General features: G+C 72.9%; 24 protein-coding genes. 20 read left to right on the forward strand and 4 right to left on the reverse strand.

Annotated elements, in window-relative coordinates:
• Both NDAS_RS23600 and NDAS_RS23605 read left to right on the forward strand, forming a co-directional pair.
• Entirely contained in the window at nucleotides 1-993 is a 993-nt protein-coding gene (locus NDAS_RS23600) for an ABC transporter ATP-binding protein (RefSeq protein WP_013155772.1), read from the forward strand.
• Nucleotides 994-1137: 144 nt separating this feature from the next.
• Nucleotides 1138-2046, forward strand: a complete 909-nt coding sequence (locus tag NDAS_RS23605) for a DMT family transporter (protein WP_013155773.1) — start codon at nucleotides 1138-1140, stop codon at nucleotides 2044-2046.
• A 28-nt stretch (nucleotides 2047-2074) separates the two neighbouring features.
• Here the strand turns inward: NDAS_RS23605 and NDAS_RS23610 are convergent, their stop codons facing one another.
• Together NDAS_RS23610 and NDAS_RS23615 are read right to left on the reverse strand one after the other, a co-directional pair.
• Nucleotides 2075-3289, reverse strand: coding sequence for a sensor histidine kinase (locus tag NDAS_RS23610; RefSeq protein ID WP_013155774.1), 1215 nt, complete (start codon nucleotides 3287-3289; stop codon nucleotides 2075-2077).
• A 10-nt stretch (nucleotides 3290-3299) separates the two neighbouring features.
• Nucleotides 3300-3956, reverse strand: coding sequence for a response regulator transcription factor (locus NDAS_RS23615; protein WP_013155775.1), 657 nt, complete (start codon nucleotides 3954-3956; stop codon nucleotides 3300-3302).
• Nucleotides 3957-4154: 198 nt separating this feature from the next.
• On the opposite strand from NDAS_RS23615, the gene NDAS_RS23620 reads away from it, so the two are divergent.
• The 15 genes from NDAS_RS23620 to NDAS_RS23690 all read left to right on the forward strand — a co-directional run bounded on the left by NDAS_RS23620 (nucleotide 4155) and on the right by NDAS_RS23690 (nucleotide 19630).
• Entirely contained in the window at nucleotides 4155-4676 is a 522-nt protein-coding gene (locus NDAS_RS23620; RefSeq protein WP_013155776.1) for a hypothetical protein, read from the forward strand.
• Nucleotides 4673-5803, forward strand: a complete 1131-nt coding sequence (locus NDAS_RS23625) for a peptidoglycan-binding protein (RefSeq protein WP_013155777.1) — start codon at nucleotides 4673-4675, stop codon at nucleotides 5801-5803. Before NDAS_RS23620 ends, NDAS_RS23625 begins: the two co-directional genes overlap by 4 nt.
• The gene (locus NDAS_RS23630) at nucleotides 5800-6582 is read left to right on the forward strand and encodes an ABC transporter ATP-binding protein (protein WP_013155778.1); all 783 of its coding nucleotides are present in this window, start codon (nucleotides 5800-5802) and stop codon (nucleotides 6580-6582) included. Before NDAS_RS23625 ends, NDAS_RS23630 begins: the two co-directional genes overlap by 4 nt.
• Nucleotides 6583-6794: 212 nt before the next feature.
• Nucleotides 6795-7970, forward strand: a complete 1176-nt coding sequence (locus NDAS_RS23635) for an ABC transporter permease (RefSeq protein ID WP_210746056.1) — start codon at nucleotides 6795-6797, stop codon at nucleotides 7968-7970.
• Nucleotides 7971-8503: 533 nt separating this feature from the next.
• Nucleotides 8504-9088 (forward strand): hypothetical protein, encoded by a 585-nt coding sequence (locus NDAS_RS23640; protein ID WP_013155780.1) that lies wholly within the window; start codon nucleotides 8504-8506, stop codon nucleotides 9086-9088.
• A gap of 107 nt (nucleotides 9089-9195) precedes the next feature.
• Nucleotides 9196-10665, forward strand: a complete 1470-nt coding sequence (locus NDAS_RS23645; protein WP_013155781.1) for a PepSY-associated TM helix domain-containing protein — start codon at nucleotides 9196-9198, stop codon at nucleotides 10663-10665.
• A gap of 144 nt (nucleotides 10666-10809) precedes the next feature.
• Nucleotides 10810-11199, forward strand: a complete 390-nt coding sequence (locus NDAS_RS23650) for a hypothetical protein (protein ID WP_013155782.1) — start codon at nucleotides 10810-10812, stop codon at nucleotides 11197-11199.
• Nucleotides 11189-12793 carry a sensor histidine kinase gene (locus NDAS_RS23655; protein ID WP_013155783.1) on the forward strand — a complete coding sequence of 535 codons (1605 nt, stop codon included), beginning with the start codon at nucleotides 11189-11191 and terminating at the stop codon, nucleotides 12791-12793. The genes NDAS_RS23650 and NDAS_RS23655 overlap by 11 nt, the downstream gene beginning before the upstream one ends.
• Nucleotides 12790-13449: a response regulator transcription factor gene (locus NDAS_RS23660; protein WP_013155784.1), complete on the forward strand. Its 660-nt coding sequence runs from the start codon at nucleotides 12790-12792 to the stop codon at nucleotides 13447-13449. The genes NDAS_RS23655 and NDAS_RS23660 overlap by 4 nt, the downstream gene beginning before the upstream one ends.
• A gap of 413 nt (nucleotides 13450-13862) precedes the next feature.
• Nucleotides 13863-14471, forward strand: coding sequence for a DUF4956 domain-containing protein (locus NDAS_RS23665; RefSeq protein ID WP_013155785.1), 609 nt, complete (start codon nucleotides 13863-13865; stop codon nucleotides 14469-14471).
• A gap of 56 nt (nucleotides 14472-14527) precedes the next feature.
• Entirely contained in the window at nucleotides 14528-15388 is an 861-nt protein-coding gene (locus NDAS_RS23670; RefSeq protein WP_013155786.1) for a polyphosphate polymerase domain-containing protein, read from the forward strand.
• 160 nt (nucleotides 15389-15548) lie between these two features.
• Complete coding sequence (locus NDAS_RS23675; protein ID WP_013155787.1) at nucleotides 15549-16088, forward strand: AAA family ATPase; 540 nt, start codon at nucleotides 15549-15551, stop codon at nucleotides 16086-16088.
• Between the two features lie 406 nt (nucleotides 16089-16494).
• Nucleotides 16495-17817 carry a serine hydrolase domain-containing protein gene (locus tag NDAS_RS23680; protein ID WP_013155788.1) on the forward strand — a complete coding sequence of 441 codons (1323 nt, stop codon included), beginning with the start codon at nucleotides 16495-16497 and terminating at the stop codon, nucleotides 17815-17817.
• Between the two features lie 323 nt (nucleotides 17818-18140).
• Nucleotides 18141-18701: a hypothetical protein gene (locus NDAS_RS23685; protein WP_013155789.1), complete on the forward strand. Its 561-nt coding sequence runs from the start codon at nucleotides 18141-18143 to the stop codon at nucleotides 18699-18701.
• 41 nt (nucleotides 18702-18742) lie between these two features.
• Entirely contained in the window at nucleotides 18743-19630 is an 888-nt protein-coding gene (locus NDAS_RS23690) for a hypothetical protein (RefSeq protein WP_013155790.1), read from the forward strand.
• 184 nt (nucleotides 19631-19814) lie between these two features.
• On the opposite strand, the gene NDAS_RS23695 is transcribed toward NDAS_RS23690, so the two are convergent.
• A complete protein-coding gene (locus NDAS_RS23695; RefSeq protein WP_013155791.1) occupies nucleotides 19815-21761 on the reverse strand; it encodes a heavy metal translocating P-type ATPase in 1947 nt (648 codons plus the stop codon).
• A gap of 33 nt (nucleotides 21762-21794) precedes the next feature.
• On the opposite strand from NDAS_RS23695, the gene NDAS_RS23700 reads away from it, so the two are divergent.
• Both NDAS_RS23700 and NDAS_RS23705 read left to right on the forward strand, forming a co-directional pair.
• The gene (locus NDAS_RS23700; RefSeq protein WP_126625023.1) at nucleotides 21795-21992 is read left to right on the forward strand and encodes a hypothetical protein; all 198 of its coding nucleotides are present in this window, start codon (nucleotides 21795-21797) and stop codon (nucleotides 21990-21992) included.
• Between the two features lie 442 nt (nucleotides 21993-22434).
• Nucleotides 22435-22947: an SRPBCC family protein gene (locus NDAS_RS23705; RefSeq protein WP_013155792.1), complete on the forward strand. Its 513-nt coding sequence runs from the start codon at nucleotides 22435-22437 to the stop codon at nucleotides 22945-22947.
• Between the two features lie 190 nt (nucleotides 22948-23137).
• Here NDAS_RS23705 and NDAS_RS23710 read toward each other — a convergent pair whose 3' ends face one another.
• The gene (locus NDAS_RS23710) at nucleotides 23138-23902 is read right to left on the reverse strand and encodes a phosphatase PAP2 family protein (RefSeq protein ID WP_013155793.1); all 765 of its coding nucleotides are present in this window, start codon (nucleotides 23900-23902) and stop codon (nucleotides 23138-23140) included.
• Nucleotides 23903-24675: 773 nt separating this feature from the next.
• Here NDAS_RS23710 and NDAS_RS23715 point away from each other — a divergent pair.
• A complete protein-coding gene (locus NDAS_RS23715; protein WP_013155794.1) occupies nucleotides 24676-25353 on the forward strand; it encodes a GntR family transcriptional regulator in 678 nt (225 codons plus the stop codon).
• The last annotated feature ends 200 nt before the right edge of the window (nucleotides 25354-25553 follow it).

Here is a 25553-nt window from a genome sequence, read left to right on the forward strand (position 1 = left end):
ATGACCTCCGTCCGCGAGTCCGACGCGTCCGCCGCCGAACCGATCATCGAGGCCGTCGGCCTGGGCCGCGACTTCGTCCTGTCCGAGGGGCCGTTCCTGCGGCGCAGGCGGCGCACCGTCAGCGCCGTGCGCGACGTGAACCTCACCGTGCGGCCCGGCGAGATCGTCGGTTACCTGGGCCCCAACGGCGCCGGGAAGAGCAGCACCATGAAGATGCTCACCGGCATCCTCACCCCCTCCTCCGGACACCTGCGGGTGACCGGTCTGGAGCCCTCCCGCCAGCGGACGAGGCTGGCGGGCCGGATCGGCGTGGTGTTCGGCCAGCGCACCACCCTGTGGTGGGACCTGCCGCTGCGGGACAGCCTGGAGCTGACCCGGCACATGTACCGCGTTCCGGCCGCGGACCACGCCCGCCGCCTGGCCGAGATGACCGAACTCCTCGAACTCGGGCCGTTCCTGGCCACCCCGGTGCGCCAGCTCAGCCTGGGCCAGCGCATGCGCGGCGACCTCACCGCGGCGTTGCTGCACGGCCCCCGGCTGCTGGTGTTGGACGAGCCGACCATCGGTTTGGACGTGGTCAGCAAGTCGAGCATCCGCGAGTTCCTGCTGCGGCTCAACGCCGAGGAGGGCACGACCATCCTGCTGACCACGCACGACCTGGGCGACGTGGAGCGCCTGTGCGAGCGGGTGGTGGTCATCGACCGGGGGAGCCTGGCCTACGACGGTGATCTGGACGGGCTGCGCGCGAGCGTGCCGGCGCCGCGCGTGCTGGTCGTGGACCTGGCCGAGCCCGCCCCGGACATCGAGGTGGAGGGCGGCCGGTGCGTGCGCGTGGACGGCCCGCGCCAGTGGCTGGAACTGTCGGAGAACCCGGCGGCGGTGATCGCCCGCGTCGCCCAGCGGCACGAGGTGGTCGACCTGACCCTGCGCGAGCCCGACATCGAGGGCGTGGTGGCCGCGCTGTACCGGGGGTCGGCCGTCGGCGGCGTCTGAGGGGTCGGCCGGAGGCGCCGCCGGCGCGCCCCTGCGCGAACCGCTTCTCCGCCGGGGTCCCCGTTCGGTCGGAAAACCCGTGCTGACCGGGGTTTCCCGGCCCCCGCGGCGAACCTGGCCCGGGACGGCGGGATCATCGCTGTCATGGAAACAGGCGTGGTGTCGGGGATCGTGTTCGCGCTGCTCTCGTGTGCGGCCTACACGGCCGCCGCGGTGGCCCAGCGCAGGTTGGCGGTACGGGTGGCAGGGCCGCTCACCGGCGGTGGGCAGCTCGCGGCCCTGCTGCGGCACCCGCTGTGGTGGCTCTCGCTGCTGTTCAACGGGGGCCGGGCCGGTTTCCAGGTGGCGGCGGTGAGCAACGCGCCGCTGACCGTGGTGCAGCCGCTGGGCGTGCTGGTGCTGGTGTTCGGCATCCCGTGGTCGGCCCGGCTGGGCGGGCGGCGGGTCACCCGCGAGGAGTGGCGGGGCGCGGCGTTCACCTCTCTGGCACTGGGCGTGCTGCTGGTGGTGACGGTGACCGGCGGTCAGGGCGGTGTCCTCGACGACACCGGCTCGGTGGTGGTCGGCGGCGGTACGACCGCGCTCCTGCTGGCGACCGCGTGGGCGGCGGGACGGGTCCGTTCGGCGGCCTGGCGAAGCTACCTGCTGGCGGGCGCGGCGGGTGTGGCCTTCGGTGTCTCCTCGGCCACGGTCAAGACGGCGGTGGCGGTCATCGGGGAGACCGGCGCGGTCGGGCTGGTGCACGCGTCCTCGCTGGCCACTCCCGTGATCGCGGTGCTCGGGCTGTTCCTGGCCCAGGCCGCCTACCAGGGCATGGAGCTGGGCGCCCCGCTGGGGATCACCACCTTCGCCAACCCCGTCTCCGCCACGGTGGTGGGCGTGGCCTTCATGGGCGAGACCTACGCGGGCGGGTGGATCGGCGGCGCGGTCGCGGTGGTGTGCGCCCTGTTGGCGGCGTACGGGATCCGGCTGCTCACGGTTCCGCAGGGTCCGGCCCCCGCGCCGGAGCCGGAGGGGCGGCGGGAGTCCGAAAGCGTGACCGGGGAGCACTGATCGATCGGCGGACCCGGCGGACCGGGGCTCAGCCCCCGGCGGCCGGGAACCCGACCGTCACCACCAGTCCCCCGCCCGGGCGCGCGCGGGCCTCGGCCCGCGCGCCGTGGGCGGAGGCGATCGAGCGGACGATGGCCAGGCCCAGGCCGCTGCCGGGCCGCGCGGTGCGCAACCGGGCGTCGCCGCCCCGGTGGAAGGGCTCGAACAGGCTCTCGGGGTCGGTGACGTTCCCGCCCGTGTTGGCCACCCTCAGCACGGTGCGACCGGCCGCCGTGCGCACCCGCGCCTCGACCCACCCGCCCGGGACGTTGTAGCGGACCGCGTTGTCCACCAGGTTGCGCACGAGGTGCTCCAGCAGGACCGGATCCCCCTCCACCTCCGCGGCCGCGAGGTCGGTCCGCAGGTCGACCCCGGCCTCCCGCGCGTCGCGTTCGAGCAGCGCCGATGCGTTCTCCGCCGCCCCGGCCAGGTCCACGGGCTCGGTGCGGGCGAGGCCGCGGTCGGAGCGGGCGAGCAGGAGCAGCCCCGCGATGAGGAGTTCGCTGCGGTCCACCGAGTCCAGCACGCGGGTGAACGCGGGCCTGAGGTCCTCGGGGACCCGGCCCTGCGACAGCGGTACCTCCACGGCGGCCTTCTGGACCGCCAGCGGGGTGCGCAGCTCGTGTGAGGCGTTGGCGACGAACCGCCGCTGCGCGTCGAAGGCCCGCTCCAGCCGGGAGAGCATCCCGTCGAAGGTGTCGCCGAGCTCCCGGAACTCGTCGTCGGGACCGGTCAGCGCCAGCCTGCTGTGCAGGTCGCGCTCGGAGATGCGGCGGGCCGTCTCGGTGACCGCGTGCAGCCTGCGCATCGGCCTGCCCGCGATCAGCCACCCGGCCAGGGCCGCCAGGGCGGCGACGGCCACCAGCACGGCGACCGACGTGGTCAGCAGGTCGGAGAGCACACCGTCCTGGTAGTCGACCAGCGGACTCGTCGGCCCGGACGCCCTCTCCACCTCATCGAACGGCCCCGCCGACTCCACGAGCTCGGCGGGCCCGACGGCGATGGAGGGCTCCCCTCCGTCCCCCGAGGCGACGATGGTCGCGGCCAGGTCGACGCCCCGGGCCTCCAGACTGGCGGAGACCATCGCGTAGTTGGCCCCGAGCAGCACCGCCCCGCCCGCGGCGAAGACGGCGGTGTAGACCAGGGTCAGCCTGGCGCGCAGGGTGAGCCCGGCCCTGGCCCCGCCGCCCCTCCCCCTCCCCATGGACCGCACGTCAGACCCGGTACCCGTGGCCGGGGACTGTCCGGATCACCGGCGGATCCCCGAGTTTGCGGCGCAGTCCGTGCACCACGACCTTGAGCACGCCGCTGAACGGGTCCAAGTGGGCGTCCCAGACCTTCTCGACGAGGTGGGTCGTGCTCACCGGGGCGCCGTCCGCGCGCAGCAGCTCCTCCAGCACGCCCAGCTCCTTGGGGGAGAGGGAGAGCTCTCGGCCCTCGCGGAAGGCGGTGCGGCGGTTGGTGTCGACCACCAGCCCGGCCCGGGACAGCCGCGGGCGCGCGCCCGGGCGGGACCGGCGCCCCAGCGCGCGGACCCGCGCCAGCAGTTCCGCGTAGGCGAAGGGCTTGGCTAGGTAGTCGTCGGCGCCCAGGTCCAGACCCTCGACCCGGTCGTCCAGACCCCCGGCCGCAGTAAGCATGAGCACGCGGGCCTCGACGCCGGGGGCCTCGACCACCCGCGCGCACACCTGGTCTCCGTGCAGGACCGGCAGGTCCCGGTCCAGGACGATGACGTCGTAGCCGTGCACGCAGGCCATCTCCAGGCCCGTGTCGCCGTCGTGGCACACGTCCACGGCCATGCCCTCCCCGCGCAGCCCCTCGGCGACGGTCTCGGCCAGCGCCGGTTCGTCCTCCACCACCAGGACCCTCATGCGTCCCCCTCGCTCACGGCCCGCACCCCGATGGCGGCGCCCCGGACCAGCACTACCGTCCCGGCGGTTAGGCGGAGGTTAACCCCGCCGGACTCCGCGGCCCTAACCGGCGGCTAACCCGGGCTCCGCTGACATGGGCCGTGCGACACGCAGGAGAGGTGCCGGACGGGGCACCCCCACGGGACAGGAGTGATCGACATGCGCGTGACAGCGGGCCCCCTCGTCGGGGCGGCACTGGCCGGACTGCTGCTGACCGGCTGCGGAGCCCTCGGCGGCGGTGAGTCCGGCGGTGGCGGCGCCGAGGGAGGCGAGGAGACGTCCGCGGAGGAGGCCAGGCTGGAATTCGCCGAGTGCATGCGCGACAACGGCCACGAGATGCCCGACCCCGAGCCCGACTCCGAGGGCGGCGTCGCCTTCGCCCTGCCCGAGGCCGACCAGGAGGGGTTCAAGGAGGCGTTGGAGGCCTGCGAGGAGCACCTCCCGGTGGACGAGGACGCCCCCGACCAGCAGGAAGTGTTCGAGCAGGACCTGAAGATGGCCGAGTGCCTGCGGGAGAACGGGATCGACATCCCCGACCCCAGGCCCGGTGAGAGCCTGACGCTGCCCGTGGACCCGGAGGACGACGAGCACACCGAGGCGTTGACCACCTGTTCCGAGGATGTCTTCGGAGAGGGCGGCGGCTTCGGCGGCACCACCGGGGCCGGAGGAGGGAACTCGTGAGCGCCGACACCGCGCTCCTCCCCGAGGAGGAGCGGGAGGAGGAGCGGCCGCCCCGCCGCTGGTTCGGTCCGCTGTGGCTGGGCGCGGCGCTGCTCACCCTCGTGCTCCTGTGCGTCGTGGCGTGGGCGGCCGTGCGAGGACTGCCGGGGGGTTCCGCGGACGGTGAGGCTCCCGACCCCGGACCGACGGCGCGGATCGAACGCACCACGCTGCTGCGCGAGGAGAACCTCGACGGCGCCCTGGGGTACGCGGGCGGGGGCACGTTCTTCGCCCGCTCCGACGGCGTGGTCACCCGGCTGCCCGGGGTGGGCTCCGAACTGACCGCGGGCGACCTCGCCTGGGAGATCGACGGCAGGCCCACGGTCCTGCTGCGCGGGGACAGGCCCGCCTACCGGCCGCTGGAACCGGGGAGCAGCGGCGAGGACGTGCGCCAGTTCGAGCGGGCGCTGGCCGAACTGGGCTACTCGGGCTTCACCGTGGACGACGAGTACACGTGGCTGACCGCCGAGGCCGTCCGTCGCTGGCAGGACGACACCGAGGGCATGGAGGTCACCGGCGAGGTGCACCCCTCCCAGATCTGGTACACGTCCGGCGCGGTGCGGGTGACCGGGCACGAGGTGGACGTCAGCGCGGGCGTCGCGCCCGCGACGGCGCTGCTGACCACCAGTTCCACCCGCCAGGTCGTGCGTGTGGACCTGGCCGTCGGCGACCGCGACCTGCTCACCGAGGACGCCGGGGTCACCGTCCAACTGCCCGGCGGGGAGAGCGTCGCCGGAGTGGTGGAGAGCGTCGGCACCGTCGCCAGCGTCGAGGAGGGCGAGGAGGGCGCGGGCGGGGGCGGCGACCCCACCGTGGAGGTGGTCATCGACCTGGAGGAGGACCCCGCGGGCTTCCTCGACCAGGCACCGGTCACCGTGGTCGCCCGCGGGGAGTCGCGGGAGGACGTGCTGGCCGCGCCGGTGGGCGCGCTGATCGCGCTGCCCGGGGACCGCTACGGACTGTCCGTGGTGGACGCGGACGGCACCGTGCGCGACGTGCCGGTGGAGACGGGCTGGTTCTCGGACGGCCGGGTGGAGGTCAGCGGCGAGGGGATCGGCGAGGGCACCGAGGTGGTGGTCCCCGAATGAACGCGGCCGAGTTCACCGGGGTGAGCCGCCACTACCCCGGCGGTGTACGGGCCCTGGACGGGGTGGACCTGGTCGTGGGCCGCGGCGAGATGCTGGCGATCGTGGGCCCCTCGGGCTCGGGCAAGTCCACCCTGCTCAACCTGCTCGGCACCCTGGACGCGCCGACCTCGGGCACGGTGCGCGTGTTCGGGCACGATGTGGGGTCCCTGCGCGACGACGAGCTGTCCGCGCTGCGGGCACGCTCGGTCGGTTTCGTCTTCCAGCAGTTCCACCTGGCGCCCAACGTGCGGGCCGTGGACAACGTGGCCGAGGGCCTGCTGTACTCCGGCGCGTCCAGACGCGAGCGCGGGCGCCGTGCGCTGCGGGCGCTGGAGCGCGTCGGGCTGACCGACCGCGCCGGCCACCGGCCGCACGAGCTGTCCGGCGGGCAGAGGCAGCGCGTGGCGATCGCCCGCGCTGTGGCCTCCTCCCCCCGGATGCTGCTGGCCGACGAGCCGACCGGGGCTCTGGACTCGGCCTCGGGCGCGGCCGTGATGGAACTGCTCGGCGAGCTGCACCGGGACGGGGTGACCGTGGTCGTGATCACGCACGACAGGGAGTTGGCCGCGGGTCTGCCGAGACGGGTGGAGGTGCACGACGGCCGGATCGTCGCCGACTCCGGTCGCCCGGTCCCGGTGGACACGGGTGCCGACGGCGCGGCGGGGACGGACGGCTCCGCGCGGCCCCGCGACGCGGCGCGGACGGGCTCCGCAGGACCCCGGGCCAAGGGGGTCCGGTGAGGGGGCGGGACAGGGAGGACGCGGTGGAGGCTCCGCGCGCGGGAGGCGCGGAGAGGGAGCCGGGCGGGGAGGGCCCGGGAAGGGGTCTGTGGGCAGGGCGGCGCGAGCGGGGCCCGGTACGGGGTCCTCGGGCACCGTGGAGCGGACGCGGACCGGGCGCCGTGCGGAGTTCGCGGGCGCGGCGGCGCGGGCCGGGCCTCCGACCGGCCAGGTTGTCCGTCTCCGACCGGCTGCGGACCGGGGCGAGCGGCCTGCGTGCCCGGCCGACGCGGGTGGTGCTGTCCGCCCTGGGCATCGCCATCGGGATCGCGGCCATGGTCGCGGTGGTGGGCGTCTCGGAGTCCGGCAGGGCCGAGCTGGACGCCCGGATCGGACGCCTGGGCACCAACATGCTGACCGTCGCCCCGGGCAGCGACCTGTTCGGCGGCACCGCCGTGCTCCCGCCCGAGGCCAAGGGCCGGATCGACCGTATGCCGGAGGTGGAGCGCTCCGCCCAGGTGGAGATGGTGAAGGGGGCGGGCGTCTACCGGAGCGACCTCGTCCCCGAGGGCGAGTCCGGGGGGATCGCCGCGTACGGCGTGGAACCGGGCCTCCTGGACACACTGCGCGCCCGGGTGGACGAAGGCGTGTGGCTGAACCCGGCCACCACCGACCACCCGTCGGTCGTGCTGGGGCGGGACGCGGCCGCGAGGCTGGGCGTTACCCGGGTCACCCCGGACACCCTGGTGCTGGTCGGGGACGAGTACTTCGCCGTCGTCGGCATCCTGGACGCGGTGGAACTGGCCCCCGAGCTGGACAACGCGGTGCTGGTCGGCCAGGAGGTGGCCGAGAGCCTGCTCGGCGCTCGCGGTGAGGCCTCCACGATCTACGTGCGCCTGGCCCCCGATCGGGTCGCGGACGCACGATCGCTGGTCGGGCGCAACGCCAACCCGGAAAACCCCAACGAGGTGAGGGTGTCGCGCCCCTCGGACGCGCTGGAGGCGCAGCGGGCCGCCGACCAGACCCTCAACGGGCTGCTGCTGGGACTGGGCGGGATCTCCCTGCTGGTGGGCGGGGTGGGGGTGGCCAACACCATGGTCATCTCGGTCCTGGAACGTCGCGGGGAGATCGGGCTGCGCCGGGCCCTGGGCGCCACACGCCGCGACATCCGGACGCAGTTCCTGGTCGAGGCGGTCGTGCTCTCGGCCCTGGGCGGCGCGGCCGGGAGCGTGCTCGGCGTCCTGACGACGCTGGTCTACGCGGTCCTGCGGAGCTGGCCGTTCGCCGTGCCCTGGTGGGCGGGGGCCGGGGCCCTGGCGGCGACGGTCGTCATCGGTGCGGTGGCTGGCCTGGTGCCCGCGCTGCGCGCGGCGGCGCAGCACCCGACCGAGGCGCTCGGTTCCGCCTGACCCCGTGGCGCCGCCGTGGTGCCGCGCCCGACCGCAGACAGCGGTCGGGCGCGGCCATTGCGTTGGCGGCATGAGGCTGACCACCGGACGTTTTCCGTTGAACTGAAGGTGACGAAACCCGTTGCGTAGCCGATCGTGATTTCGTTGCGTTGTTTCGTCACCAGAAAACGCGTTCAGCCACGCCCTGCCGAGCGCCCGCACGGCGGCCCGGCCGACCGACCGGGGCGGTGCCCGCCGGGGTGCCCCGCACCGGTGGCCGCTCCGGTCGGGTGAAGGCCGGTGAATCCGGGGCCGCACGGCGCTGGGCGCGGGTCGAGGACGAGCGGGCGGTCCGGCATACGCGGTGCGACCGGTCGAGGCACCCGCGGAGAACGCGACCACGCGCGCGGCACCGCCGGGGAGCACCACCACGCGTGCGGCGCGATCGGGCCGCGCCCTGACGGGAACCGCGACCGGACGTGCGCGCACCGTTATGGGAACGCTCCCAAAAAGGGGGATGGGCACCCTCTGAAAACTGGGGGATACTGACCGCCATGGCCGGTACGGTCCCGCTCCGACTGCCGCGCGCCACGGTGTTCGCCGCGGTGTGCACGGGTGTGTCCTCCACCGGCCACGTCCTGGCCTCCGGACACGCGGTGTCGCCGCTCGGCCTCGCGGCGGGGTTCGTCCTCGTCCTCGCCGTCGCCCACGGGCTCTTCCGCTCCGAGCAGCGCCTCGGCCCCCTCGTCGCGACGACGCTGTGGGGACAGACCGCCCTGCACCTGCTGTTCGCGGTCGCGTCGCCGGGCGGCTCCGCGCCGCACGGCGACGCCCACGCGGCCGGTTCCGGGGCACTGGCCGGAGCCGGGGTCGGGCCGGGCATGCTCCTCGCCCACGCCGCCGCCGGGGTGGTGTGCGCGTGGTGGCTGCGCCAGGGAGAGCGGGCGGTCCTCGCCCTCGTCGACCTCGTGCGCTCCCTGTTCCACGGCCTGCTGGTCCTCGCCTCGGCCCCCGGCGTTCCCGCGCGCGGCGGACCCGCGCGGCTCCGCCGACGCACGCCGCTCCGGCACGGCGTCGTCCTCCTGTTCCTGCGGCACGTCCGGATCCTGCGCGGACCGCCCGCGGCCTTCCTGTCCTGAGCCATCCGCCGGTGCCGCCAGCGCCCGGCCTCCACCGACACGTCGGTGCCCCAGGCGTGCCCGCACCCCCCGGGCCGCCCCGAACCAGACCCAGGAAGGTCGCCCCCATGACGTCCCATGCCCCCGACCGGCTCGACTCCCCCGAGACGCCTCCTCCGGACCGCCGCTCCCCCGTCTGGGCGGCCCTGCGCCAACTCCTCCTACGCCTGCACTTCTACGCCGGAGTCCTCGTCGCGCCGTTCATCGCCGTGGCCGCCCTCACCGGACTGCTGTACGCGTACGCGCCGCAGCTGGAGCAGGTGCTCTACGCCGACCAGCTCCGCGTCACCCCCGGCGACAGCGCGCTGCCCCTCCAGGAACAGGTGGACACCGCGGTCGCGGCACGTCCCGAGGGAACGCTGAGCGCCGTGCGCCCGGGCACGGCCCCCGACGAGAGCACCCGCGTCCTGCTGGACGTGGAGGGGCTCCCCGAGAGCTACCGGCTCGCCGTCTTCGTCGACCCCTACAACGGCGAGGTCCTCGGCGAGACGACCAGCTACGGCAGCAGCGGCGCGCTGCCCGTGCGGTCGTGGCTGTCCGAACTCCACCGTCACCTGCACCTGGGTGAGTTCGGCCGCCTGTACGGCGAACTCGCCGCGAGCTGGCTGTGGGTGGTCGCTCTGGGCGGGGTCGTGCTGTGGACCGCGCGCCGGCGCAAGGCCCGCCGCCTGCGCCGCACCCTGCTGCCCGAGCCCTCCGCCAAGGGGCGGAACCGGACCATGTCCTGGCACGGGTCGCTCGGCATCTGGGCCGTAGCCGGCCTGCTGATGGTGTCCGCCACCGGACTGACCTGGTCCCGGTTCGCCGGGGCCAACGTGACCGACATGCGGGTGGCCCTCGGCTGGACCACGCCGTCGCTGTCGGCGCCCGCCCCGTCGGAGCACGCGGACCACGAGGAGCAGGCGGACCACGCGGGGCACGAGGACCACGGCGGGCACGGCGACCACGCGGACCACGGCGCGGCCGGACAGGACGTGGACCTGGACACGGTCCTGGCGTCCGTGCACGCCGCGGGGATCGACGGCCCGATGGAGATCTCGGTGCCCGTGGAGGAGGGCGCGCCCTTCACCGTCCAGGGAACCGGGCGGAGCTGGCCCGTGCACCAGGACGCGGCGGCCGTGGACGCGACGAGCGGCGAGGTGGTCGAGGAGCTGCGGTTCGAGGACCATCCCTTCGTCGCCAAGATGGCCACGTGGGGGATCGCCTTCCACATGGGTCTGCTGTTCGGCCTGCCGAACCAGCTCCTGCTGACGGGGATCGCCCTGTCCGCGCTCTTCCTCGTGTTCTGGGGCTATCGGATGTGGTGGCTGCGCCGCCCGACCCGGGACACCGCGTTCGCCATGGGACGGCCGCTCGCCCCGCGCGGGACCTGGCGGGGGCTGCCGTGGTGGTGCCTGGCCCTGGTCGCCGCGGCGGCGGTGGGCGTCGGCCTGTTCCTGCCGGTGTTCGGGGTCTCCCTGCTGGCCTTCCTCGTGGTGGACGCGGCCCTGGGCCTGCGGCGCGGGCGCACGCGCCCGGAGTCCGTCCCGAAGCCGTGACCGCGCCGCCGGGACCGGACGCACCCGACGCGTCCGGTCCCGGCGGGTCCGGTCGTCCGCGCCGGACCGCCGACGGGCGCGGATGAAGGATTCCTCATGTTCGTTTCATCTCGTATTCCCCCGCGCCCGGAAGGCTCGGGGAGTATGAGATCACCACTGTTGTTGCTGTTAGCGGGCACCGTCGCGGCCCTCCTGGTCGCGGGGGCGGTCCTGGTGTGGGCGATGCCCGAGCGCACCCCGGACACCGCCGCCCCGGGTGAGGTCGTGGTCGGGGAGTCCCCCGGCGCCAGCCCCGCCCCTCCCTCCGACGAGGACGTCGTCCCTCCCCCGCCGCCGATCACCGACCACGACGGCGACGGGACCCCCGACGCCGAGGACCCCGACCACTCCGAGGCGTCGGCCGAGCCCTCGCCGTCCCCCTCCTCGACTCCGAGCCAGACCCCCGCCCCCACCTGCGGTAACGGCGACGGCGATGATGATGACGACTGCGACGACGACAACGACGACAACGAGGGCGGCGACGATGACGACTGAGGGTCGTTTCGACGGGGACGCCCCGACCGAGGACCTCAGCGGCGTGGTCGGCGGGAACTCCTGGAGCGCGTCCGCGCACACCGACGTGAACTCCACCATGGTCATGAGGGGACCCCAGCCGGAGGTGCCGCAGAAGCGGCGCATCCCCGCCAGACTCCTCATCATGGCCTGGGTCGTCCTGCTGATGGCCGCCGTCCTCGTCCTGGTCAACATCCTCACCTGGAGCGCGCTCACCGCGCGCAACGACGAGCGCGTGGACGGGGCGCTGTCCCAGGAGATCGGCGAGTTCCAGGAGTTCGCCGCCGTGGGCGTGGACCCGAACACGGGTGAACCCTTCACCGACGTCTCCACCCTCATCCGGCTCCACCTGGCACGCCAGTACCCCGACCGGGCCGAGATCCTGTTCGGCTGGGTGGAGGAGTCGGCCTCCGGCGGCGGCGCGGGCGGCGCCCCGGACGCCGCGGCCCAGCCCGGACGCATCCGTCAGGGCCAGGAGCCGCCCTTCGACGTGTCCGCGGATCCCGCGATGGTCGCGGAGGTCCTGGAGGCGTCCAGCGCCCGCGGCACCCTGGACACCCCCGCCGGTCCGATGCGGTGGGAGAAGATCCGCGCCCTGCCCCCGGGCGGCGGCACCGACGCCGAGGGCGCGGGGTGGTTCGTCATCGGCTACTTCACCGAGGCCGACGAGGACACGGTCACCTCCACCACGCAGACGATCGCGCTGGTCAGCCTGGCCGGGCTGATCGCCGCGAGCACCGCGGCCTGGTGGGTGGCGGGACGCTTCCTCGCGCCCGTGCGCCTGGTCCGGCAGACGGCCGCGCACATCACCGAGGAGGACCTGACCCGGCGCATCGACGTGTCCGGTCGGGACGACATCGCCGCGCTCGCCGAGCAGTTCAACAGCATGCTGGACCGGCTGGAGGGCGCCTTCACCGCCCAGCGGCAGTTCGTGGACGACGCCGGGCACGAGCTGCGCACGCCCATCACCATCGTGCGCGGCCACCTGGAGCTGATGGGCGACGACCCCGAGGAGCGGCGCGAGGTCCTGCGCCTGGTCACCGACGAGCTGGACCGCATGAGCCGGATCGTGGAGGACCTGCTGCTGCTCGCCAAGGCCCAGCAGCCCGACTTCCTGCGCGAGGAGGAGGTGTCCCTGGCCGAGCTGACCAGCGACATCGACGCCAAGGTGCGCAGGCTCGGCGACCGCGACTGGCGACTGGAGTCGCTGGCCGAGGGGGTCGCCCGGCTCGACCCGCAGCGCGTCACCCAGGCCGTGGTGCAGCTGGCCGCCAACGCGGTGCGGCACACCGCGCCGGGATCCACACTGCGTGTGGGCTCGGGGTTCAGCGGCGACGACGTGCTGTTCTGGGTCTCCGACCAGGGGCCCGGCATCCCGGCCGAGGAGCACGGCCGGATCTTCGAGCGCTTCTCGCGGGGCAGCGGGGCGGCCAGGGGGGACCGGGGCGCCGGTCTGGGCCTGGCCATCGTCCGCGCCATCGCCGAGGCCCATCACGGACGGGTGGACCTGCGCTCCGCGCCGGGCGTCGGTTCGACGTTCACCCTCGTCATCCCCACCGGAAAGAGGTACGTGTGAGTCGCATCCTCATCGTCGAGGACGAGGAGCGGATCGCCTCGTTCGTCCGCAAGGGCCTGGACGCCAGCGGGTTCACCACCACCGTGGTGGGCACGGGGGCGGAGGCCGTGGACTACGCGGTGACCGGCGGGTTCGACCTGATGCTGCTGGACCTGGGCCTGCCGGACACCGACGGGTTCGACGTGCTGCGGCGCGTGCGCTCGCTGGGCGTGGACATCCCCGTGGTCATCCTGACCGCGCGCGACGGCGTGCGGGACACGGTGACCGGCCTGGAGATCGGGGCCGACGACTACGTCACCAAACCGTTCCGGTTCGAGGAACTGCTGGCCCGGGTGCGGCTGCGGATGCGCAACGAGCGTCCGACCGAGCTGACGGTGCTGCGCGCGGGCGGCCTGGCCCTGGACCTGCGCACGCGGCGGGTGGCGGTGGAGGGGACGTCCGTGGACCTGACCGCGCGCGAGTTCTCCCTGCTGGAGCTGCTGATGCGGCACCCGGGCCAGGTGCTCACCAGGCAGCAGATGCTGTCGCACGTGTGGGGCTACGACTACGACCCCGGGTCGAACGTGGTGGACGTGTTCGTGCGGGCGCTGCGCCGCAAGGTGGGCGCGGAGCGGATCGTGACCGTGCGCGGGATGGGCTACCGGTTGACCGGGTGAGACGGGCGGCCCTGTGCTGACCCGGGTGGTCCGGACTGCCCTGCACACCGGGTGACCCGCGTGCTCCGGGTGGTCCTGTGCTGACCCGCGTGGCCTGCGTGACCTGCGTGAGCCGGACGGCCCGGGCCATGCGTGACCGGCGTGACACGGAGGACCCGGACGGCCCGGGCCACGAGCGGCCCGCGTGGTACGGACGGCCCGGAGCGGCCCGGTGTGCCCCCGGATGACCGGGGCGCTCCGGGTCGGCGGGGCCCCGGTGTGCGGCGGGCGATGTTCTGGTGACGAGGGGGCGGGGGTGTCGGTGACGCCCCCGCCCCCTCGTCCATGTCGCGGATGACCGACGCGTGACAAACATGAGGGTTCCCTCATCCACTCCTCATGGGTTCCTCACCGCCCGTCCAGAGGATGAACGCATGTTCTGGTTCGCGCTGGCGGTCAACACGACCGCGATCATCGTCCTGTCCTACGCCATCTACTTCCGCCGCCACGGGCGCCGCGACCTGCTGCTGGCCTACGTGGCGCTCAACACCGGCATCTTCGCCGTGGTGTCCATGCTGACCAACCAGGAGGTCGGCCTGGCCGTCGGCTTCGGTCTGTTCGGCGTGCTGTCGATCCTGCGCCTGCGGTCGGACCTCATCAGCCAGGGCGAGATCGGCTACTACTTCACGGCGATCGCCCTGGGCCTGGTCAACGCGGTGGCGGCCCCGATGCCCTGGGTGCTGCTGGGCCTCAACGCCCTGCTGCTCACCGGCATGTACGCGGCCGACCACCCGCGTCTGCTCTCGCGGCACGAGCGCCGCATCCTGACCCTGGACGTGGTGCACGAGGACTCCGTGGCCCTGCGCCAGGACCTGGAGGCCCGGCTGCGCGGCCGGGTCACGAAGATCGAGGTCACCGAGGTCGACTACGTGCGCGACCTGATGGTCGTGGACGTGCGGTTCCAAGCGCCCCGGATCGCGTCGGTCCCGGGCTCCGGGCGCGGGTTCGGGCATGGCTTCACCTCCGTGACGGGACGCCGATGAGCACGGCCGCCCCCGCCCCCGCCCCTGCGGAAGCCCCCGCCACCGTGGAGAGACCCATGACCCTGGACGCCCTCGGTCCCGTGGAAACGCCCGCTCCGGTGGACGTTCCCTCCCCGGTCCTGGCGGCGCTGCGCCCGATGTCGCTCGCCGAGATCAACGAGCGCGCCGCCCTGGTGACCCGGACCTGCCGCAAGTACCTGGTGCCCGTCGAGCTGCTGGAACCGCTGTTCGCGGCCGCCGGGGACCGGTTCGGGGTGCTGACCATCGACGGGCAGCGGGACTTCCAGTACTCGTCCACCTACTTCGACACTCCCGACCTGCGGACCTTCCACGACCACCGCCAGGGGCGGCGGGTGCGCTTCAAGGCCCGGACGCGCACGTACGTGGACACGGGGACGCGCATGTTCGAGATCAAGCTCAAGGGCGCGCGCGGGATCACCGACAAGACCCGGATCGCCTACACGGGGCCGCCGGACCGGATGACCCCCGAGGCCCGGCGGTTCCTGGACGACACCCTGCTCTCGTACGGCATCGAGGCGCCCGACGTGCTGGCGGCCAGCGCGGTGACCGACTACCGGCGCACGACGGTGGTGGCCTTCTCGGGTGAGGAGCGGGTGACGGTGGACACCGGCCTGGTCGGCTACCGGGCGGGCTGGTCGGTGCGGATGCGCCCGGATGCGGTGCTGCTGGAGATCAAGACGCGCGGCGGGCTCACCGCGACCGAGCGCAGGCTGCACGAGCACGGGGTCCGGGAGGCGCGGTTCACCAAGTACGGGGCGACGGTGGCCGCTCTGGAGCCCGGGCTGCGGGGCAACCGGTGGCACCGGGCGATGGGCGCGTGCCTGGACCACCCGGCGCCGTGCGCCCTGGAGCGGGCGCGGGTGGGTGCGGCGCCCGCTCTCCGGCGGAACCGTTGACGGGCACGGGAACCCGCACCGTCCGGGTCCGCCGGGCGGCCGACGGCCCGTCACCCCGCGTCTCGGGGCGCCGTCCCCTCCGTCCCCGCACGGAAAATCCGGATGCGCTCCCCGCCCCCGGTCTGTGACCATGTCCACCGAACGACGGGGGGAGGCCGGGATGCGGGACCAGGACGGGTGTCTGATCCTCTCGGGAATGCCCGGAGCCGGAAAGTCGACGGTGGCTCCGCTGGTGGCCGCACGGTATCCGCGTGCGGCCCACATCAGCGGGGACGTTCTGTCCTACATGGTCGTCCAGGGACGCGTCGGCTTCAACGGGCGGCCCGCGGAGGAGGCGCGGCGCCAGCTGCGGCTGTGCGTGCGCAACATGTGCGACCTGGCGGCCAACTTCGCCGACAACGGCGTCTTCCCGGTCGTCGAGTACACCATCGACAACCGCCGGATGCTGGACGCCATGGTGGAGATGCTGCGGCCCAGGCCGGTCATGTTCGTCGCCCTGTTCCCGCCCCTGGAGGTGTGCCGGCGGCGCAACGCCACGCGCGACCCCGGGCACCGCGTCGACTTCGACTTCGCGCCGCACTACCGGGCGATGCGGGAGGACCTGGGCGGAGTCGGCTGGTGGTTGGACACCGCGGCCCTCACCCCGGAGGAGACCGCCGACCTGATCCGCGCCCGCGCGCACGAGGAGGCGCTCCTCTGACGGAGCGGTACCGACGCCCCGGAGCCCGCCCGCGCGATGAATGGCACCGGCCCCGCCCCGGGAATGGACGGGGCCTCCGGACCTTTTTCCGCGACAATCCGTTGACCGGGTTCCGCGCCTTTTCCGGGCACCGCGCAGCCGCCCCCCGGCGATCGCCGCGACCTTCGAGAACGCGAGCCGACACGGAGAAGTCTCAGGTCACGACCGCGATCCGGCTCCTGACAGCCTTCGCGAAACGGCGCCCCGAAGCGAACACGGCTCCCGCGTTCTCACATTTGCCGCCACGGCCGAACGTGTGTAGCGTTCCCCTGCCGAACCACAGGCGCCAAAAGACACAGAAATTCTTTGCGCATACCGCGAATACCCCTGTCGGAAATACCCCCTGCCATTCTTCCCCGGAGGTTCCGTGTTCCCTCGTGCCGCCCGCCTCAGCGGTGCCCGCGCCGACTCCCGCAGCGCCCTCGGACTGCCCGGAGGCGTGTCGCGACGCCGCATGCTCACCCTGACCGGCACCGCCGGGGCCGCCGCGGCCGCGGGCGCCCTGGGCGCGGCGCCCGTCTCCGCGGCCGAGCGCACCTGGCGGGTCACGGGTGAGGACGTGGCTCCCCTCGCGCACTTCGACGGCGTGATGAAGGACTACATGCAGGCGCGCGGGATCACCGCGGGCTCGCTGGCCGTGGCGCGGAACGGCAGGCTGTCCCTGGCCCGCGGGTACACGTGGGGCGACGACAGCGTCGCGACCACCGGCGTGACCGACGTCTTCCGGATCGCGAGCCTGAGCAAGCCCGTCGCCGGGACGGCGGCCATGCGCCTGGCCCAGGAGGGCGAACTCGACCTGGACGCGCCGCTGGCCGACCTGGTCGACCTCTCGCCCCTGGCCGGGGAGACGGCCGACCCGCGCTTGGGCGAGGTCACGGTGCGGCGGGCCCTGCAACACCTCGGCGGCTGGGACAGGGACCTCTCCTTCGACCCGCTGTGGAACACCATCGCGATCTCCCGCGAGATGGGCGTCGACCTGCCGCTGGGCAGGAGCGAGGTCATCGCCTACACGAGCGGGATGGAGCTCGACCACGCCCCCGGAACGCGGTACGCCTACAGCAACTACGGCTACCTGCTGGTCTCCGAGGCGATCGCCGCGGTCACGGGGAGGTCCTACGAGGACCACGTGGTCTCCGATGTCCTCGGCGCGGTGGACATCGCGCGCATGCGTGCCGGGCGTTCCCTGTCCGCGGACCAGGAGGGCGAGGTCGGGTACGACTCGAAGTACACGGTGACCTCCGCCCTGGACTCCTCGGGCGCGCAGGTCCCCTACCCCTACGGCGGGTTCAACCTGGAGATCCAGCTCGGCAACGGGGGCTGGGTCGCCTCCGCCGCGGACCTGGCGCGGTTCTGCACCATCTACGACACGCCCGAGGCCGCCGGGGTGCTCACCCCGGACTCGATCTCCACGGTGTTCGAGCAGCCCGAGACGGGCGGCGGCGCCACGCACTACGGCCTGGGCTGGTCGGTGCGTCCGACCGGCAGCGGCGAGAACACGTGGCACACCGGGAGCATGCCGGGCACCTACACGTTCCTGGCGCGCAGCAACGGCTACACCGTCGTGGCGCTCTTCAACCGGCGCGACGAGGGCGACGCGCTGAACTGGGGCGAGATCGACCCGAAGCTGTGGGACGCGGTGAACGAGGTGGGCACCTGGCCCACCGAGGACCTCACGCCGATCTACTTCTGAGGCCGGGCGGGTCCCCGGGGCGGATCGGCCGGGGGCCTCCCGACACCTCGTGCACGAATACTTTCAATTCCGGCATGAGGGATTTTTTGGATGGGGCCAGTATTTCATGCTGGCCCCTTTCTCATACCCGCTGATCTGGCACGACAGAACCGGAACGAACTTTTTCCGGCCGCTTCGCGGGAAACGTGCTCCGCCCGAACAGGCGTGCCCTAATCTGGCTGCGACCACACAACTGAACCCACACGATGACCCCGCAACGGTTGACTGCCGTTCGGGGCCGTGGCCAGCAACTTCAACCCCTTTACACACAAGGAATTGCCAGCATGCGCCAGTTTAGCGCTGCCCTTCTCAGCCGTGCCCTCGGCCCGCTGATCGCCTTCCTCTCCGCACCCTGCGGACGCCACTCCACGGTGGCCGGTCGCCGCCGACGCCGCTCCACCCGCGTGCGACGCTACGTCCCCGCCCCTCCCCCGGCCCCGCTTCCGCATCCCCGCCTGACTCCGCCCGACGCGCCCTTTCCGGCCGAGGACGTCGCCCTGGTCAGGCCCTACTTCACCGCCCACGAGCGTTCGCGCGCCGCCGCGTCCGGCGTTCCCGTGCCCCGCGTCCCGGCACCCCGTGTTCCCGAACTCCGGACCCCCGCCGCGCCCCGGAGTCCCGAACTCGCCTTCGAGACGGAGGAGGTCCGGCGCGCGTTCGCCCTCGTCCAGGAACGCGCCGCCGCCCTGCGCCAGCAGTGGAAGGACGACCCCGGCGGCGATCTGCTCGGTGAACCCGCGCCCCGTTTCGGGGTGGTCGGGGCCGCCGGGCCCCGGGGGCGGGACGCGTTCTCCGGCCTGCCGCACACCCGGCCCGCCCGCCAGCGCCAGGCCGTACCCGCGTGACCCCAACCCCGACAGCCCCGACAGCCCCGACAAGGAGACGTATGCCCAGCCGAGCCCACGAGATCCCTCTACGGATCATCCAGAACCAACCAGCCCTGGCCTCAGTGCTACTCAAGGAGTCCTTGGGATTCGACGTCCCCCACCACACCGAGGCGCTGCCCACCACCTCAGTTCTCACCAACTGTGACCCGAAGGAACTCAACAGCGACGGAGCCACACTGCTACGCGACGGGAACCGCAACGTGCTGGCGGTCGTCGTGGAACGCCAGCACGATCGGGACAAGGAGAAGCGGGCGAGCTGGCCCGCTTACCTGGTCAACCTGCACGTCCGTCTGGAGTGCCCCGCCGTGCCCGTAGTCCTGTGCCCTGACGACGCTATGGCGCGATGGTGCGCCAAACCCATCAGCATCGGTCATCCCGACTTCGTGCTGAGGCCGTTGGTGATCGGCCCTGGCAACACTCCCGTCGTCACCGATGTGGAGCGGGCACGCGCGATGCCCGAACTCGCGGTGCTGTCGGCCTACGCCCACGGGGACACCGATTCGCGCACCCTGAAAACGGTGGTGGAGGCGCTCGACTCCACTGCTCCGAAGAACCGCACGTTCTACTATGACTACGTACTGGCCGGTCTCCAGGAGGCCGCCCGGAAGGAGTTGGAGGGCTTGATGGCCTTGGACACCTACAAGTGGCAGAGCGACTTCGCCCGCAAGTACGTCGGTATGGGCCGGGAAGAAGGCCGAGAGGAGGGTCGTGAGGAGGGTCGCGCGGCCGAAGCGGCGAACAGCGTCCTGCTCTTCCTCGACGCACGCGGCCTGACCGTCCCCGACGAGGTCCGCCAGCGCGTCAGTTCCTGCACCGACCTGGAGACCCTGCGCATGTGGGCCCGTCGCGCCAGCGAGGTCGAGCGCGCTGAGGACATCTTCGGCTGACACGCCCGCGACCAGCGCAAAGGTTTCACGTGAAACCTCGCTGAGCTGCGGGAACGAGGCAGCCACCGTCCCGTATCCGATCGGGACGGTGGCCTGTCGCGATGTCCCTCCCGCTACCGGAGGGGCGCCGCGATCCCCCAGAGATTACCGGGTCCGGTTCCGCCGTCGACGGGACCTTCGCCCCTCAGGAGGAGGTGCTCAGGTCCACCCGGCGCAGCAGCTGGGCGTTGAGCGCCACGATGATCGTGGACAGGCTCATCAGCACCGCTCCCACGGCCGGGGCGAGCACGATCCCGACCGGGGCCAGCACCCCGGCGGCCAGCGGGACGGCGACGACGTTGTACCCGGCGGCCCACACGAGGTTCTGCACCATCTTTCGGTAACCGGCCGCCGACAGCCCGCGGACCGCCACCACGCCGCGCGGGTCGTCCGAGGCCAGCACGACCCCGGCGGACTCGATCGCCACGTCGGTGCCCGCGCCGATCGCGATGCCGACGTCCGCCCTGGCCAGGGCGGGCGCGTCGTTCACACCGTCGCCGACCATCGCCACCCGGTTCCCCCTCGACTGGAGGTCGCGGACCACGGCGTCCTTCTGGTCGGGCAGGACCTGGGCGAAGACCTCGTCCAGGCCGAGCCGCTCGGCCACGGCGTCGGCCACGTTGCGGGCGTCGCCGGTCACCATCGCGACGCGCACGCCCCGCTCCTGGAGCCGCCGGACGGCCTCGGCCGACTCGGGGCGGACCTCGTCGGCCAGCGCCAGGGCACCGGCCACCCCGCCGTCCACGACCACGTGCAGCACCGTCGCGCCGCGCTCGCGCCAGGGACCGGTGCGTCCGGCCAGGTCGTCCGGCTCGGTGAGGCCGAGCGACTCCAGCAGGGCCGGGCCGCCCACCTGCACGTCGGAGCCCTCGACCGAGGCGCGGACACCGCGCCCGGTCAGCGACCGGAAGCCGGTGGCGGCGGGCACCGCGCCCGTCTCCCGCGCCGCCCGGACGATCGCCCTGGCGAGCGGGTGCTCGGAGTCGGCCTCGACCGCACCGGCCAGGGCCAGCACCCGCTCGGAGGCGTGCCCGGAGGCGGCGGAGGTGTCGGTGACGGCGGGGGCGCCCTTGGTCAGGGTGCCGGTCTTGTCGAAGAGCACGGTGTCCACGAGGCGGGTGCGCTCCAGGGCCATGCGGTCCTTGACCAGGATGCCGTTGCGGGCGGAGACGGCCGTGGAGATCGCGATGACCAGCGGGATGGCCAGCCCCAGGGCGTGCGGGCAGGCGATGACCAGGACGGTCACGGTGCGTTCGACGGCCTCGGTGACCTCGCCGAACAGGGTCCACACGGCGGCCGTGAGCACGGCGGCGACCAGGGCGAACCAGAACAGGAGGGCGGCGGCCCGGTCGGCCAGCGCCTGCGAGCGCGAACGGGACTCCTGCGCCTCGCTGACGAGCCGCTGGATACCGGCCAGGGCCGTGTCCTCGCCGACGGCGTCGACGCGGACCCGGACGGCGGAGTCGGTGGCGACGGTCCCGGCGACGACACGGTCGCCCTCGGAACGGGTGACCGCGCGGGACTCACCGGTGATCATCGACTCGTCCATGGCGGCGCCGCCCTCGACCACGGTGCCGTCGGCCGGGACGCGCCCGCCGGAGCGCACCAGAACGGTGTCGCCGGTGCGCAGGTCGGCGAGGCCCACCTCCTCGACCCCGCCGTCGGCGCCGACCCTCTCGGCGCGGTCGGGCAGGAGCGCGGCCAGGGCCTCCAGGGCACCGGACGCCTGGCCGAGGGCGCGCATCTCCAGCCAGTGGCCGAGGAGCATGACCACGACCAGCAGGACCAGTTCCCACCAGAAGTCGAGTTCCATGCCCACCACGCCGAACGTGGCGAGCACGCTGGAGCCGAAGGCGACGGTGATCGCCATGGCGACCAGGGTCATCATGCCGGGCCTGCGCTCGCGGAGCTCGCCGACGACACCGGAGAGGAAGGGCCAGCCGCCGTAGAGGTAGACGACCGTGCCGAGGACCGGCGGCACCCAGGTCAGCGCGGAGGGGACCTGGTAGCCGAGCCAGCCGGAGACCATGTGGCTGGTGAGGACCACGGGAACGCTGAGCAGCAGGCTCCACCAGAAGCGGGTCCGGAACATCGCGGCGTGGTCCCCATGGCCACCGTGACCCCCATGACCGCTGTGGCCACCGTGACCGGCGTGCTCACCGTGTCCGGGGGCGTCCCCGTCACCGGCGTGCTCATCGGCGCTGCTGGGACCTTGGCGATCCCCGTGGCTGGAGCGCTCACCATGCCCCGGAGCACCGGCGTGAGCCGTGTGCGTGCCGTGACTGGCGTGCCCCTCATGCCCCTCGTGTGTCTCATGAGCTGAGGGGTCCGTGTACCCGGCACGCTCCTCGGAGCTCTCGTCCCGCCCCCGGCCCCGGTCTCCTCCGTGGCCGTGCGGTCCCTGTCCACCTGCGGTCATGTCGTTCTCCCCCTCACTCTCACAACATACCCCTTGGGGGTATCCAAGGGACGGATGTCCACCCCGTCGGCGTGTCACTACAAGCAATATACCCCCAAGGGGTATTTCTACAAGGGATGACGGTTCATTCCCCGTTCCGGAACCGGCATCTCCCGCCACGGCCGCCGCCCCGCCGGAGGGAACGGGACAGTCCGCGCCCGACCCCGAGCCCGGATGTCCAGCACGGCGCCACCCGACACGGCGCCCCCACAGCACCCCGCGGACAGCGCCGCCCCGCACGACACCGCCCGGGTTCCCTGCCGGGGCGCCGGGGTAGGCCGATGCCGAGTGGACCTGGAGGGACACCATGGCCGGACACGAGATCGACGAACGCGGGCTCCTGAGCGGACCGAACACCACCGAACGCCCCCGGACCACGAGCACCGCGGTCTACACGGCCCACTTCGACGCGCCGCCCGACCGGGTCTTCGCGTTCTGCACGAGCCGGTCGGGCCTGGAGGACTCCATGCCCGGCGGGGTACGCGTCCTGCGCTGGCCCGAGGCGGGCTTCGCCGAGGGCGAGACGATGGTGATGCGCTGGCGCCTGGCCGGGCTCCTCCCCGTACGCTGGGTCGGCGTCATCGACTCCTTCGAGGAGGGCGACCACTTCACCGACCTCCAGCTGCGCGGTATGTTCCGGTACTTCCGGCACACGCACACGACGGCGCCCGAGGGGGCCGGGACCGCCTACACGGACCGGGTGGAATTCGCCAGCCTCTTCGGTCCCATTGTGGACAGAACCGTACTAAGGTTTGTGATGGACCGGATGTTCCTGCAACGTCTGGCCCGCATGCGGGAACTGGTGGAGGCCGGAGCCTGACCGCGGGGAGCCCTTCCGGCTTCCCCACGTCGGTTCCACGGACCCGCCAGCGCCCCCACCAGCACGTACGCGGAGGCGTCGACACGTCGGCGCACCCGGCCCCGTCCCGGACGGGCGTCGGGACCGCGGACAAGCGCGGCGCCCGCCGGACCGGGTCCGACGGGCGCGGTGCCACGGGCGGGAGAGCGGCTCAGTCCCTCGCGGGAAGCGCGCCGTCCCCCTCGCCGTACCAGGGCCACCACTGCGTGGTGCGCCCGGACGGGATCATCCGGTCCAGCCGGATGGTCACCCTCAGTGCGAAACCGCCCGCGACCATCCCCGCCATCAGATCCGTGAACCAGTGGAAGTGCAGGTAGATCGAGACGATGGACTGGAGCAGGGCGATGCCGACGATGCAGTACGCCAGGCGCCGGATGATGTGCGGCCGGGCCGCCCCGAACCGGATGATCAGGAAGAGCACCAGGCCGTAGATGAGGATCGCGTTCGCCCCGTGCCCGGACGGGAAGGCCACGTTGCCCGGCCCCATGAAGAAGTCGGGGTTGAAGTTCTTGGCGTGTCCCCGGTTGATGGCCAGCTTCATCACCGACACCAGGGACATCATCCCCACGACGCCGACCGCGCCCAGCACGATCGGACGCCAGCTGCGATGCCAGTAGGCCAGCTGGAGCGCGGTGACGCCCAGGACCGGCAGCGCGACCGCACGGGAGGCGACGGTGTCCGGCCACAGGATCATGGGTTCGCGGAGCGTGTCCCAGTAGGGCCGGGGCAGCTCGTTCAGGAAGTTGTCGACCGGGTGCAGCGGTCCCGCGGCCAGCATCGTCATGACGAGCAGGGCCACGGCGAGCATGATGGCGACGCGGTCCGACGCGATACCCCACGCGATCTCGCTCACACTGGGCCAGCGGACCGGGCGCACGACGGGCCGCCCAGGGTCGTACACGGTGGTACGCACCATGGGGATCGGCCCGCTGTAGGGTCCCGGGAGCGGTGTCGCCCGCTCTTGCCTGTCGTGTGGCTCGGTCAACTGCCTCCCCCGTGGATGTCGTCGTGTCCTCGAAGAGTGCGTCATGTGCTCAGTGCTGTCTCACACGTCGTGGGCTTGCCTGTGGCACTTGTGAAGCGTGGGGGACGGGCTAGCCGTGGTTACTGGAACTGATCTGACGTCCTCAGCGCCGACTCGGGGTGGACATGACGGAGAGTTCACTACTCTCCGCCCACTCCGTTCGACGGCCGGTCCTTCGGACTGGTTCACTACGTCGTGACCGGCCTCTGGGCAGGATCGGCGTCCGAGGAACAAGGGGTGTCGACAGTGGCGTCTACGGTGCGCCTGGTGCTCGGCCCGAACCAGTCGGCGCGGACCGCTTGAGCGCGGGTGAAGGCGGCGCGGGTCGGGGCGCCTCATCGAACTCCTCGTCGTTACGTGCGTCACGCTCCGTACAGCTTTGTGTGAATATTGCCGACAGATGAGCCTACCCGGACAGTTCCCCCTGTCGGTGGTGTGGTGGCCCACGTACGTTCGCCGCCACCTCGGACTTTGCCCCAAGCCCCGACACTGGACGTTGGCGGTTCACCGCCATGCGACCTGTTCGTGAGCCTTCCGTTAGCGGTTCGAGGCCTGCTGTCCGGTTGACCCGCGGGTGTGTGGCACTCTTCAAGGAGTTTGTACGACGCTGAGTGAGCCGGTCCGCGCACGGGCCGTGTGCTGGACGTGGAACGGAAGGGCTCTGGATGGTCGACCTGCCCCAGCTGCCGGATGATCCCTCCAAGCTGGCTCGCGAGCCGCTCAGGGAGCAGATCCGGCAGGTACTGGTCGAGGGCCTGCTGTCCGGTCGCTGGCAGCCCGGAGAGCGGATCGTGGAACGCCGCGTCGCCACGGAGCTGAGGGTGAGCCAGGCCCCGGTGCGCGAGGCGCTGCGCGAGCTGGAGACCCTGCGCCTGATCGAGACCGTCCCCAACAAGGGCGCCCGGGTGCGGGCCTTCGGGGTCCAGGACATGGCGGAGATCTACCCCGTGCGCGCCGGACTGGAGCTGGTCGCGGCGCAGTTGGCCGCGCCCCGGCTGGCCGAGGACCCCTCCCCCCTGGAGCGGGAGGTGGAGGCGCTCCAGCGGGCGACCGCCCAGGGCGACGTGTCCGAGCAGATCCGGCACAGCGTGGAGTTCCACCGCGAGGTCGTGCGCGCCGCCCACAACAGCGTGCTGCTGCACACCTGGGAGTCACTGGGCGTGGAGGTGTGGACCGCGCTGTCGGTGCGCTGGCTGAACATGGAGCTGCACGCCAAGGCCGCCGACCACGCCCAGATCACGCGCGCCTTCATCGAGGGCGACCCCTCGGTGGGGCAGATGCTCAGCGACCACGTGCTCAACTACGTGGAGGCGGCGCTGAAGTCCCACGAGAGCGCCCGCTGACCCCTGGCCCCTCCGCCGCCCGACGCCACCGGCCCGTGGGAGCGCGGTGACCTGCCCCGTCGCACCGAAACCGGACCTTCTGGCATAGAGTTGTATTGATCGATCATCGATCAGACCGTAGAGTGTGCGCGACACACATCACACACGAGCGGACCCCTCCCGGGCAAGCGGAGTCGTTCATCCGGCCGGTGGACGAACCC

The sequence above is a fragment of the Nocardiopsis dassonvillei subsp. dassonvillei DSM 43111 genome (genome assembly GCF_000092985.1).
In the GTDB taxonomy this organism is placed as follows: domain Bacteria; phylum Actinomycetota; class Actinomycetes; order Streptosporangiales; family Streptosporangiaceae; genus Nocardiopsis; species Nocardiopsis dassonvillei.